This window comes from Saccharopolyspora gloriosae (assembly GCF_014203325.1).
GTDB lineage: Bacteria > Actinomycetota > Actinomycetes > Mycobacteriales > Pseudonocardiaceae > Saccharopolyspora_C > Saccharopolyspora_C gloriosae.
This window is the reverse complement of the sequence record NZ_JACHIV010000001.1, coordinates 1,664,999-1,677,149: the sequence shown is the minus strand read 5'-3', so window position 1 is coordinate 1,677,149 and position 12,151 is coordinate 1,664,999. Positions and strand designations below refer to the sequence as shown.

Below are 12,151 nucleotides of genomic sequence, written 5' to 3'. Positions count from 1 at the left end.
CTCGATCCGCGCCACTGCTCCATTAGAGGAAGTTGCTCCGACACTCAGAGTAGCCATCGCCGCCTGTGGGCGAACCGCGCGACCTGCGGATTCGATCTACGACACGACTAGTTCACGCGAAAGAAATTCGCGGCTCAATACTACTTTCGTCGGTATTTCGACAACGGTTTTCAACACGGATTCCGCGCGTTCGGAAACACCTCCGCCGGTTCGGATTTCCCGAGTTCGCAGCGAACCCGAATCGTGCGCCCGACGATTCCGCCGCCGACTGGACTGGACCTCCCGCCGTCACAGCAGCGCGAGCTGACCGGAGCCCTCCGGCACCCGCTCCTCCCCCGCGATCCGGAAACCCGTCCCCTCCCGCGGCGTCCGCATCCCGTGCCGTCGCTGCGCTGCGCGCACCCGCTCGACCACGCCGTCCTGGTAGGACTTCGGCGCGTAGGCACCGTTGCGGTAGAGCCGCTCGTACAACGGCAGCAGCTCCGGCCGCTCCCGGCTCAGCCAGGCGTGATACCACTCCCGCGCACCCGGTCTCAGGTGCAGCACCAGCGGAGTGATGCTCGTGGCGCCCGCACCCACCAGCGCCGCGACCGTCTCGTCCAGCTGCTCCGGCGTGTCGCTGAGCCCCGGCAGGATCGGCGCCATCATCACCGAGCACCCCACGCCCGCGTCCGCCAGCCGGCGCACCACGTCCAGCCGCCGCAGCGGCGAGGGCGCACCCGGCTCCACCGCCCGCCACACCTGCTCCTGCAAGGACCCGAGGGACACCGCCACCGACACCGGGGCCACCTCGGCCGCCTGCCGCAGCAGGTCCAGGTCGCGCAAGATCAACGTGCCCTTGGTCAGCACGGAGAACGGGTTCGCCCGGTCCCGCAGCGCGGCGATGATCTCCCGCATCAGGCGGTACTTGCCCTCGGCGCGCTGGTACGGGTCGGTGTTGGTGCCCATCGCGACCGCTTCGCCCGCCCAGCGCGGATGCGCCAGCTCCAGCCGGACCAGCGCTCCGGCGTTGACCTTGACCACGATCTTGCTGCGCGGTCGAAGTCGTGCCCGGAGTCGAAGTCCAGGTACGTGTGCGTGCTGCGCGCGAAGCAATACCGGCACGCGTGGGAGCAGCCGCGGTAGGGGTTGATCGTCCAGCGGAACGGCACACCGGCGCCGCCGGGCACCCGGTTGATGATCGATTTGGCCTGGACCTCGATGGCCAGCGCGTCCTCGGTGCCCGCCGCCACCGGCCCCGGCCCCGGTTCGGCCAGGCCCGCCCTGCCGGTGCCGCGCGCGGACGCGCCCGTGTCGACCACCAGCGGGAGCAGCTGCTCCCGCTGGTTCGAAACCCGTTGGCTCTCCCATCGCATTCTTCGAGTCGAACACATTTTCGATTACTTGTCCAGGGGGTTCACCTCATCCGGTGGTGGCGTCGTGCCGGTGCGGTGCGCTGCGGTGATCGCGCGGTGGCGGAGCGGCGGTGCGCGAACGCGAGCACCCCATACGATTGGCCGGTGACCGACGTGCCTCCAGCAGGGCCTCCCGGCGGCGGAGAGCATCGCCGACCCCGGCCCGGCCGACCGCAACCGCCACGACGGCCCGGACCGGACTCCGGCGGGCGTCCGGCGGGTTCCGCGCCAGGACCGGGCAACGGTCCGCGCACCGGCCCCCAACCGGGCTCGCAGCCCGGCTCCCAGCACGGCTCGGGGTCCGGCGCCCAGCCGGGTGGACCGGCCGCGAGCGGGCCGCGCTCACGACGCCGCCCCGCCGCCCCGGATACCGGCGAGCACCGCCCCGGCGCCGCGCACCGGGCCGCCGAAGAGGAGGCCGCGGCTCCCGACCCGAGCACCAAGCCCGCCTCCGGCTCCACGGCCATCGGACACGGACACGGACACGGACACGGACACGGACACGACGGTCCCCCGGCTTCCCGCACCGTCAAGCGCCTGCTGGCGATAGCCCTGGTGCCGTTCGCGCTGGCCGCCATCATCGGCACCGCCCTGCTCTACCCCTTCGGCCACCAGCAGCGCACCGGTGCGGACCTCGGCCTCGGCCAGTACCCGGTGAACGGCGAGGTGATCGCCGCCGAAGCGGGCGGCTGCGGCGACTCCGACGGCTGCGTCACGCTGCAGGTCCGGATGGCCGACGGCCCGAACCCCGGGCGCACCATCGCCCAGGTGATGCCGACCGAGCCCGGGACTCCGCGCTTCGCCGTCGGCGACCAGGTGGTCCTCTCCTACGCGGGCGCCAACCCGGAGGAGGAGTCCTCGTACCAGGTCGTCGACTTCCAGCGCGGCACTCCGCTGATCGTGCTCGGCCTGGTGTTCGCCGTCGCCGTGCTGCTGCTGGGGCGGTGGCAGGGGCTCGCCGCGCTGGGAGCTCTGGTGCTGAGCTTCGTGGTGCTGATCGGTTTCGTGCTGCCCGCGATCCTGGCCGGGGAGAACCCGCTGCTGGTCTCGGTGGTCGGCTCCGGGCTGATCATGTTCGTGGTGCTGTACCTGACGCACGGGTTCTCGGCGCGCACGTCCACGGCCGTGCTCGGCACGTTGCTGAGCCTGGCGCTGATCGGCGGGCTCAGCGCGCTGTTCTCCGCGACGACCCGGCTCACCGGGCTCGACGACGACACCTCCAGCCTCATCGCCGCGCTGGGCACGCCGATCGACGCGCGCGGGCTGCTGCTGGCGGGGATCGTGATCGGCGCGCTCGGCGTGCTCGACGACGTGACCGTCACCCAGACCAGCGCGGTGTGGGAGTTGCGTCGGGCCAACCCGAACCTCGGCTGGCGCAAGCTCTACAACGCCGGGCTGCGGATCGGCCGGGACCACGTGGCGTCCGCGGTGAACACGCTGGTGCTCGCGTACGCGGGCGCTTCGCTGCCGCTGCTGCTGGCCTACTCGCTGTCCGGGCGCAGCTTCGGCGAGATCATCAGCACCCAGGCGGTCGCGCAGGAGGTGGTCCGCACCTTGGTCGGCAGCATCGGCCTCGTGGCCGCGGTGCCGATCACCACGCTGATCGCCGCGCTCGTCGCGTCCCGCGAAACCGGCGGCACCGCCCGCGGCACCGCCGCCGAGCGGGTCGGTTCGGCGGCCGCCGAGAGCGCCACGACCCGCGTCCACCGGCGTCGGCGGCCACCTCAGGCGCCGACCACCTGACCCGGAGCCCGCTCAGGTCGTTTCGACGCGGGCCAGCCAGGTGGCGAGCAGCGCTTCGAGCTGGTCGGCCTCGGCGGGCGTCATGGCAGCGAGGAGCCGGTGCTCGTTGCGCATGTGATCGGTGAACGCTCGGTCGAACAGCTCCCGGCCCGCCCGCGTGAGGACGACGACCCGGCCGCGCCCGTCGTCGGTGGCGGGTCGGCGCTTGACGAGGCCGGCGTTCTCCAGGCGGCTGATCCGTTTGGTCATCGCCCCGGTGGTCACCATCGTGAACCGGGCGAGCTCCCCGGGTGCCCGTTCGAAGGGTTCTCCGGCGCGGCGCAGCGCGGCGAGCACGTCGAATTCGCCCTCGCTGAGCCCGTGGCGCCGGTAGACCACGCACAGTTCCTCGGTGAGGTGCGCCGCGAGGCGGTGCAGCCTGCCGAGCACGCGTTGCGGGGACACGTCGAGATCCGGGCGTTCGCGGGCCCATTCGGCCTGGATGCGGGCGACGTGGTCGGGCGAGTGGTTCATGAGCCCAGGGTAGCTTCCCAGGAAGCTATAGTAGCTTCCATGGAAGCTACATGGCGATGGGTGGCATTGACCGCGATCGCTCCGGTCGCGTGGGGAGGCACCTACTTCGTCACCCGCGAGTTCCTGCCGGTCGGCCACCCGCTCTACGGGGCCGTGCTGCGCGCGCTCCCGGCGGGGCTGCTGCTGCTGATCGCGTGCCGCTCGCTGCCGCACGGTTCGTGGTGGTGGAAGTCGATCCTGCTCGGCCTGCTGAACATGAGCGCGTTCTTCACCCTCGTGTACTTGGCGGCCCAGCTGCTGCCCACGAGCGTGGCCGCGGTGATCATGGCGATGAGCCCGGTGGTGCTGATGACGCTCGCCTGGACCCTGCTCTCCGAACGCCCCGGCGCCGCCGCCGCAGGGGGCGCGGTCCTGGGCATCGCGGGGGTCTGCGCGATGCTGCTGACCGGCGGGGAGTCGATCGACCTCCGGGGTGCCCTCGCCTCCCTGGCGGCCATGTCGATCTCATCGGTGGGCTACGTGCTGGCCAAGAAGTGGAGTGGGCAGGTCCCCGTGCTCGCCTCGACCTGCTGGCAGCTCATCGCGGGCGGCCTGCTGCTCCTGCCGTTCGCCGTGCTGCTCGAAGGCCCGCCACCCGCCTTGGACGCGGCGGCGGTGGCGGGCTTCGCGTTCGTGAGCGTCGTCGGAACCGCGATCGCCTTCGCCGCGTGGTTCACCGGACTGCGGCACTTGAAGGCCGGTCAGGTGGGGCTCATCGGCTTGCTCAACCCGCTGGTCGGCGTCCTCCTGGGCACCGTCGTAGCCGCGGAGGCGCTGACGCTCCAGCAGGTCGGCGGGATCGTGCTCGTCCTGACGGGCATCGCGCTCGGCCGGCCATCGGGCCGTCGACGTGCTGAAACCACCGCGCCCGGCGGCGGAGCTCACTCGAGGGTCGTGACGAAACCCGCCACCGCCTGCGGGTGCAGCTTCTGCGCCATCCGCCCCTGCGGAGCCGCCGACGCCAGCCGGTAGAGCGGGCGGGCCGCCGCGCCGTCGCCGCGCGCCTCGGCGCGCAGCTGGGCGACCACGAGCTCGGAGAGCACCAGCGCGTGCGTGCTGCCGACCGAGGCCAGCGAGTCCGCGATGCGCCGCAGCGCGAGCACGCCGAGCTCGCGGCCACCGGTGCCCGCGTACATCGCCAGCGAGACCGTCACCGCTTTGCCCTTCGGCGGGCCCGCGACCAGCAACCCCACGGTCCGCATCCCGCGCACGTCGGTGATGACCACGTCGAGCCGGTCCGCGGTGCGCAGGTCGACCATGCGGGTGCCCAGCGCTCGCACCGAGACCTCGCTGCCGGTCAGCCAGGTGGTCTTGCGGGACTCGCCGTAGGCGAGCAGCAGCAGCGGGACCCCCACCGCCGCCGAACCCACCGCGAACCCGAGGGGTCCCGCGACGAGCCCGACGATGCCGCCGAAGGCGGCGGCCACGATCAACCCGGCGATCACCACGTTGCGGGCGCGCTTGCGCACCGTCGCCCGGTCCAGCAGATCCAGGTCGACCGTCTCGACGGGCTTGCCCGCGGGTTCGGTCATCGGGCGGTCTCCGCGACGGCAGCGCTCACCTGGTCGACGAGCGCGTCCAGCGGCACCGAGCGCTGCTCGCCGCTGGCGAGGTCCTTGAGCTGCGCGCTGCCCGCTTCGACGTCGCGCTCGCCCAGCACCAGCGCGAACCGGGCGCCGGAGCGGTCCGCGGCCTTCATGGCTCCCTTGAGGCCCTTGCCGCCGTAGGCCACGTCGGCGCGCACCCCGGCGGCCCGCAGCCCGCCTGCGGTGGCCACCAGCCGCCGCTTCGCGGACTCGCCCAGCGGCACGCAGTACACGTCGCAGCGCGCCTGGTCGCCGACCGCGATGCCCTCCGCCTGGCAGGCCAGCAGCGTGCGGTCCACGCCCAGCCCGAACCCGACGCCGGAGAGCTCCGCGCCGCCGAGCTGCGCCATCAACCCGTCGTAGCGGCCGCCGCCGCCGATGCCGGACTGTGCGCCGAGGCCGTCGTGGACGAACTCGAACGTCGTCTTCGTGTAGTAGTCGAGCCCGCGCACCAGCCGCGGGTTCTCGGTGAACGCGACGCCCAGGTCGGTCAGGTGCTGCTTGACCTGCTCGTAGTGCTCCTTGGCCGCGACCGAGAGGTGGTCGACCATCAGCGGTGCCTCGGCGACCAGTTCCCGCACCTCGGGGCGCTTGTCGTCGAGCACTCGCAGCGGGTTGAGCTCGGCGCGCTGCCGGGTCGCCTCGTCCAGCGGCAGGCCGCTGAGGAACTCCTGCAGCTTCGCCCGGTACTCGGGGCGGCAGGTGTCGTCGCCGAGGGAGGTCAGCTCGATGCGGTAGCCGGTGAGGCCGAGCCGCTTGTAGCCCTCGTCGGCGATGGCGATGACCTCGGCGTCCAGCGCCGGGTCGTCCACGCCGATCGCTTCCACGCCGACCTGCTGCAGCTGCCGGTAGCGCCCGGCCTGCGGACGCTCGTAGCGGAAGAACGCGCCGCTGTAGTGCAGCTTCACCGGCAGCTGGCCGCGGTCCAGGCCGTGCTCGATGGCCGACCGGATCACGCCGGCCGTGCCTTCGGGCCGCAGCGTCACGGAACGGCCGCCGCGGTCGGCGAAGGTGTACATCTCCTTGCTGACCACGTCGGTGGATTCGCCGACGCCGCGCGCGAACAGCGAGGTGTCCTCGAACAGCGGCAGTTCGATGTAGCCGTAACCGGCGCGGCGCGCCGCGTCCGCGAGCGTCTCGCGCACGGCCAGGAACCCGGCGGACTCCGGCGGGTAGTACTCGGGAATGCCCTTGGGGGCGGTGAAGGTGCTCATCAGGGGTGCTTCGCTGTCCTCAAGCTGGGGGTGTCACCGGCCGGCTTCGTCGCTCGCGGGAACCAGGTCCTGCAGGAACGGGTTGCTCGCGCGCTCGCGGCCGATGGTGGTCGTGGGTCCGTGGCCCGGCAGGACGACCGTGTCGTCCTCCAGCGGCAGCACCCGGGTGCGCAGGGTGCGCAGCATCGTCGGGTGGTCGCCGCCGGGCAGGTCGGTGCGTCCGATGGCCCCGGCGAACAAGGTGTCCCCGGCCAGCAGCAGCCGGCCGCCCTCGTCCGTGCCGACGCCGAACAGCACCGACCCGCCGGTATGGCCGGGGCTGTGGGTGACGCTCAGGCTCAGCCCGGCGAGCTCCAGCGCTTCGCCGTCGGCGAGGTCGCGGATCTCGGCGGGCGCGGTCAGCGGCGGCAGCGCCGCGAACAGCTCCGCGCCCTGCGGTCCCATCGACGCGGCCGGGTCGGTGAGCATGTACCGGTCGTCCGGGTGGATCCACGCGGGCACGTCGTAGGTGCGGCACACGTCGCCCGCGGAGAAGACGTGGTCGAAGTGCCCGTGCGTGAGCAGCACCGCCACCGGGTTCAGGCCGTTGTCGCGCACCTGCTCGTCGAGCGCCGCCGCGGCCTCCTGACCCGGATCGATGATCACGCAGTCCGCGCCCTCGCCCGCGGCGAGCAGATAGCAGTTCGCCTGCAGAGGTCCGGCCGGGAACCCGAGCACCAGCACGCAACGCGCCTTTCGTCGTCGAACACGAACTCCGCCGCCGTCCGCGCGCCGAGCACGCGGACAGGCAGGGGCCTTGGCCTGTTCAGCCTAGAACATCGTCCCGCATGGTCTGGTCGATCCGGTGCACAGGGCGGCCCATAAACTCGAAGCGTCCTGATCGTGTCGGAGCCCCCGGGGAGGGAGCAGGTGCCGAGCAACGAACAACGTCGCCAGGCCGCCAAACGCAAGCTCGAACGCCAGTTGGAGCGTCGAGCCGAGCAGGCCAAGCGTCGCCGGATGATCACCATCGGCGCCACGGTGGCCGTGGTCATCCTGGCCGTCGCGGGCGTCGTCTACTTCACCAACAGCGGCGACGAGTCGACCGCCGCCCCGCAGGAACAGCCGCCTGCCGCCGAGCAGGCCTGCGCGTACGAACCGACGACGGGGCAGCCCGCCGCGAAACCGGTCGAGCCACCACAGCCTCCGGGGCCGGACGCACCGCAGTCCCAGCCGGTCACGCTGAGCACCAACCAAGGCGACATCCCGGTCACGCTGGACTACGCGAAGGCGCCGTGCGCGGCCAACAACTTCGCGCACCTGGCGCGGTCGAAGTACTTCGACGACACCGACTGCCACCGGCTGACCACGACCGAAGGCCTCCAGGTGCTGCAGTGCGGCGACCCGAGCGCCACCGGCAGCGGCGGCCCCGGCTACTCCTTCCCGGACGAGGTCGAGCCCGGCCTCTCCTACCCGCGGGGCACGCTCGCGATGGCGAACTCCGGGCCGGACACCAACGGCAGCCAGTTCTTCATCGTCTACGGCGACTCCCAGTTGCCGCCGAAGTACACGGTGTTCGGCACCGTCGGCGACCCGGGGCTGGAGGTCGTCGACAAGGTCGCCGCGGCGGGCGACGACACCGGTCAGGGCGATGGCAAGCCGAAGCTGCCGGTGCACATCAACACCGCCTCGGTCGCCTGACGCGGCTGCGACGCGAACGGGCCGCGGGAACCGATCCGGATTCCCGCGGCCCTCGTGCTCACCGGCCGGTCCCGTCTCCGCTACCGCAGGCACCGGCTGACGGCCTACCCTCGCGATGATCGAGGGGTGGTGAGCAGGTGGAGCCGGACGCACTGGATCCCGGCGACCCGGATTTCGTCGCCGCCCCGTACCCCGTCTTCCACGCGCTCCGCTCCCGCGCGGCCGTGCACTGGTATCCGGCTTGGGGCGCGCACGTCGTGCTGTCCCACGAGCTGTGCTCGGCCGCGCTGCGGCACCGGGATCTGCGGCGGGTGTGGACCGATCGGGAGCCCGCCGCCGACTTCGAGTCGTTCAACGCGCTGCACCGGCTGAGCATGCTGGAGAACGAGCAGCACCACGACCGGCTCCGCGCGGCCGTCGCCCCGTTGTTCCACCGCAGGCACGTCGAGTCGACGCGCCCGATGATCACCGCCTTGGTCGAGCGCCGCATGGACGAGCTGTGCGAGCGGATCGAGGCGCACGGCGCGGCCGATCTCATGGCCGGGCTCGCCCGCTTGCTGCCGGTGGACGTGATCGCGACGCTGCTCGGCTTCCCGCTGCGGGACGGGCCGCTGCTGCGGTCCTGGTCGAACCGCATCGTGCGGATGTACGAGCCCGAGCTCGACGAGCCCGCCCGCAGGGACGCCGAACAGGCCGCGAGCGAGTTCCGCGGCTACGTCGCCGACCTGGCCGACCTCCGGCGCCGCCGCCCCGGTGACGACCTGCTGAGCTCCCTGGCCGACGGTTCCGGCGACCTGAGCGGGGACGAGCTCATCGCGAACTACGTGCTGCTGCTGATGGCCGGGCACGAGGCGAGCGTCAACGGCATCGGCAACGCCGTGGTGGCGCTGCACGAGCACCCCGAGCAGTGGCGGTACCTGCGCCGGCTGCGCGAGGACGAGCCGGCGCTGCTCACCGCGGTGGACGAGCTGCTGCGCCACGACACCCCGAACCAGCTGTTCGAGCGGACCGCCGTGCGAGACCTGGAGCTGGGCGGGCACCGGATCGAGGTGGGCGAGAAGGTCGTGGTGCTGCTCGGCGCGGCCAACCGCGACCCGGCGGCGTTCACCACCCCGGACGCCCTGGACCTGACCCGAGCCCCCAACCCGCACCTGGCGCTGGGCGTCGGCACCCACTACTGCCTAGGCGCCCCACTTGCCCGCCTGGAGATCGGCCTCGTCCTAGCAGCGCTAGCCGCACGCCTCCCGCACTACGAGCTCCCCACCCCGCCACCACGAGGCCCGTCCTTCACCATCCGCGGCTACACCCGAATAAACATCACAACCTGAGCGCGGCCACGGGCACCTGCCCAGACGGAACACCCACCCCACAACAACCCCAGCAGCCTCGCGGCGAAGCCGTGCCTCGCGGCGAAGCCGTGCCTTGGACGAGCGAAGCGAAGTCTGCCCGGCGGCCGAAGGCCGTGCCTGTATTCGCGCAGCGAATAGCCCACGTCCCAAAGCCGACCACCGGCGGGTTCTCAGCGGCTTCCTCGCGAGGACAGCTTTTTCCCTCGTGGCGGAGCCACTCGGGAAAAAGATCCCGCAGCGAGGAAGCCGCTGAGGTTCCGCTACCCGGACACCCAAGCCAAAACGACCGGGCGGGCCCGGTCACGCCGCAGACGTAACCCTGTACACGTCGTAGACGCCTTCGATGTTGCGTACTGCCTTGAGGACGTGGCCGAGGTGCTTCGGGTCGCCCATCTCGAAGGAGAACCGGCTCACCGCCACCCGGTCCTTCGACGTGGTCACCGACGCCGACAGGATGTTCACCCTCTCGTCCGCGAGCACCTTCGTGACGTCGGAGAGCAGCCGGTGCCGGTCGAGCGCTTCCACTTGGATGGCGACGAGGAACACCGAGGACGCCGACGGCGCCCAGTACACCTCGACCAGCCGTTCCGGGGATTTGCGCAGGTCGTCGGCGTTGGTGCAGTCGGTGCGGTGCACGCTGACGCCGCCGCCGCGGGTGACGAATCCGAGGATCTCGTCGCCGGGCACCGGGGTGCAGCAGCGGGCGAGCTTGGACCACACGTCGCCGGCGTCCTTGACGACCACGCCGGAGTCGCCGGTGCTGCGGCGCCGCTGCTGCACGGTCGACGGGGTGGAGCGTTCGGCGATCTCGTCTTCGGCCTGTTCGACGCCGCCGATGAGCGCGACGAGCCGCTGCACGAGGTGGTGCGCGGAGACCTGCCGCTCCCCCACCGCCGCGTACAGCGCGGTGACGTCGACGTAGTGCAGTTCGCGGGCGACGGCCGCGATGGAGTCGGCGGTGACGAGGCGCTGCACCGGCAGGCCGAGCCTGCGGATCTCCTTGGTGATGGCTTCCTTGCCGCTGTCGATGGCCTCTTCGCGGCGTTCCTTCGCGAACCACTGCTTGATCTTCGCCTTGGCGCGCGGGGAGGCGACGAACGACAGCCAGTCCCGGCTCGGCCCGGAGCCTTCGGCTTTGGAGGTGAAGATCTCGACGACTTCGCCGTTCTCCAGCTTCCGCTCCAGGGCGACCAGGCGGCCGTTGACGCGGGAGCCGATGCAGCGGTGCCCGACCTCGGTGTGCACCGCGTAGGCGAAGTCCACCGGCGTCGACCCGGACGGCAGCGTGATCACGTCGCCCTTGGGGGTGAACACGAAGATCTCGCGGGTGGCGAGGTCGTAGCGCAGCGATTCCAGGAATTCGCCGGGGTCGGCGGCTTCCCGCTGCCAGTCCAGCAGCTGGCGCATCCAGGCCATGTCGTCGACTTCGACGGCCGATTGGCCGCCGCTGCCGTTGCGGCCCTTGGTCTCCTTGTAGCGCCAGTGCGCGGCGATGCCGTACTCGGCGGTGCGGTGCATCTCGCTGGTGCGGATCTGCACTTCCAGCGGCTTGCCTTCGGGGCCGATCACCGTGGTGTGCAGCGATTGGTAGACGCCGAAGCGGGGTTGGGCGATGTAGTCCTTGAACCGGCCCGGCATCGGCTGCCACAGCGCGTGCACCACGCCCATCGCGGCGTAGCAGTCGCGCACCTCGTCGACGAGGATCCGCACGCCGACCAGGTCGTGGATGTCGTCGAAGTCGCGGCCCCGGACGATCATCTTCTGGTGGATCGAGTAGTAGTGCTTGGGGCGGCCTTCGACCTTCGCGGCGAGCCGCGCGGTCCCGAGCTGGGCGGAGAGCTCGTCGGTGACGGTGCGCAGGTAGGTGTCGCGGGAGGGGGCGCGGTTGGCGACCAGGCGCACGATCTCGTCGTACTTCTTGGGCTGCAGGATGGCGAACGCCAGATCCTCCAGCTCCCACTTGATGGTGGCCATGCCCAGCCGGTGCGCCAGCGGGGCCAGCACTTCGAGGGTTTCGCGGGCCTTGCGGGCCTGCTTCTCCGGCGGCAGGAAGCGCATCGTGCGCATGTTGTGCAGCCGGTCGGCCAGCTTGATCACCAGGACGCGCGGGTCGCGGGCCATCGCGATGATCATCTTGCGGATGGTCTCGGCTTCGGCCGCCGCGCCCAGCTTCACCTTGTCGAGCTTGGTGACGCCGTCCACGAGGTGCGAGATCTCGTCGCCGAAGTCCGCGCTGAGCCGCTCCACCGAGTAGTCGGTGTCCTCGACCGTGTCGTGCAGCAGCGCCGCCACCAGCGTCGTGGTGTCCATCCCCAGTTCACCCAGGATGGTGGCGACCGCCAGCGGATGGGTGATGTAGGGATCACCCGATTTGCGGCGCTGGTGGCTGTGCTTGTCCTCGGCGACGTCGTAGGCGTGCTGCAGCAGTGCCAGGTCGGCGTGCGGATGCAGTTCGCGGTGCACCGCTGCCAGCGGCTCCAGCACTTGCTTGACCTCCGCGGCGCGCTGCGCCGTGATCCGTCTGGCCAAGCGGGCACGTACCCGCCTGGTAGCCGAGGCGGGACGCACCTGCTCGGTTGCTGAGACAGGAGACTCGACGTCTTGGCTCACCGCTCGCTCCCGGGCATGGAGGG

At 71.5% G+C, this 12,151-nt stretch carries 11 protein-coding genes; 4 read left to right on the top strand and 7 right to left on the bottom strand.

Annotated elements, in window-relative coordinates; genetic code table 11:
• Positions 1-288: 288 nt before the first annotated feature.
• On the bottom strand, positions 289-948 hold the full coding sequence (locus BJ969_RS07630; protein WP_343071698.1) for a radical SAM protein: 660 nt from the start codon (positions 946-948) through the stop codon (positions 289-291).
• A complete protein-coding gene (locus BJ969_RS30770; protein WP_343071290.1) occupies positions 897-1,355 on the bottom strand; it encodes a radical SAM family protein in 459 nt (152 codons plus the stop codon). The genes BJ969_RS07630 and BJ969_RS30770 overlap by 52 nt, the downstream gene beginning before the upstream one ends.
• 594 nt (positions 1,356-1,949) lie before the next feature.
• On the opposite strand from BJ969_RS30770, the gene BJ969_RS07625 reads away from it, so the two are divergent.
• Entirely contained in the window at positions 1,950-3,137 is a 1,188-nt protein-coding gene (locus tag BJ969_RS07625; RefSeq protein WP_343071289.1) for a YibE/F family protein, read from the top strand.
• A gap of 12 nt (positions 3,138-3,149) precedes the next feature.
• Here BJ969_RS07625 and BJ969_RS07620 read toward each other — a convergent pair whose 3' ends face one another.
• Positions 3,150-3,650 (bottom strand): MarR family winged helix-turn-helix transcriptional regulator, encoded by a 501-nt coding sequence (locus BJ969_RS07620; RefSeq protein WP_184478117.1) that lies wholly within the window; start codon positions 3,648-3,650, stop codon positions 3,150-3,152.
• A 39-nt stretch (positions 3,651-3,689) separates the two neighbouring features.
• Here BJ969_RS07620 and BJ969_RS07615 point away from each other — a divergent pair, with 39 nt between their 5' ends.
• The gene (locus BJ969_RS07615) at positions 3,690-4,661 is read left to right on the top strand and encodes a DMT family transporter (RefSeq protein WP_184478116.1); all 972 of its coding nucleotides are present in this window, start codon (positions 3,690-3,692) and stop codon (positions 4,659-4,661) included.
• On the opposite strand, the gene BJ969_RS07610 is transcribed toward BJ969_RS07615, so the two are convergent.
• The 3 genes from BJ969_RS07610 to BJ969_RS07600 are packed head-to-tail and all read right to left on the bottom strand — an operon-like array spanning position 4,571 to position 7,212.
• A complete protein-coding gene (locus BJ969_RS07610; RefSeq protein WP_184478115.1) occupies positions 4,571-5,221 on the bottom strand; it encodes a hypothetical protein in 651 nt (216 codons plus the stop codon). The genes BJ969_RS07615 and BJ969_RS07610 overlap by 91 nt on opposite strands.
• Entirely contained in the window at positions 5,218-6,489 is a 1,272-nt protein-coding gene (gene hisS / locus BJ969_RS07605; RefSeq protein WP_184478114.1) for a histidine--tRNA ligase, read from the bottom strand. The genes BJ969_RS07610 and hisS overlap by 4 nt, the downstream gene beginning before the upstream one ends.
• Positions 6,490-6,522: 33 nt before the next feature.
• A complete protein-coding gene (locus BJ969_RS07600; protein ID WP_184478113.1) occupies positions 6,523-7,212 on the bottom strand; it encodes an MBL fold metallo-hydrolase in 690 nt (229 codons plus the stop codon).
• Positions 7,213-7,398: 186 nt separating this feature from the next.
• Between BJ969_RS07600 and BJ969_RS07595 the strand changes: the two genes are divergently transcribed.
• Complete coding sequence (locus tag BJ969_RS07595) at positions 7,399-8,169, top strand: peptidylprolyl isomerase (RefSeq protein WP_184478112.1); 771 nt, start codon at positions 7,399-7,401, stop codon at positions 8,167-8,169.
• A gap of 137 nt (positions 8,170-8,306) precedes the next feature.
• On the top strand, positions 8,307-9,497 hold the full coding sequence (locus BJ969_RS07590; protein WP_343071288.1) for a cytochrome P450: 1,191 nt from the start codon (positions 8,307-8,309) through the stop codon (positions 9,495-9,497).
• A gap of 321 nt (positions 9,498-9,818) precedes the next feature.
• Here BJ969_RS07590 and BJ969_RS07585 read toward each other — a convergent pair whose 3' ends face one another.
• Entirely contained in the window at positions 9,819-12,128 is a 2,310-nt protein-coding gene (locus BJ969_RS07585; protein WP_184478111.1) for a RelA/SpoT family protein, read from the bottom strand.
• Positions 12,129-12,151 lie beyond the last annotated feature (23 nt).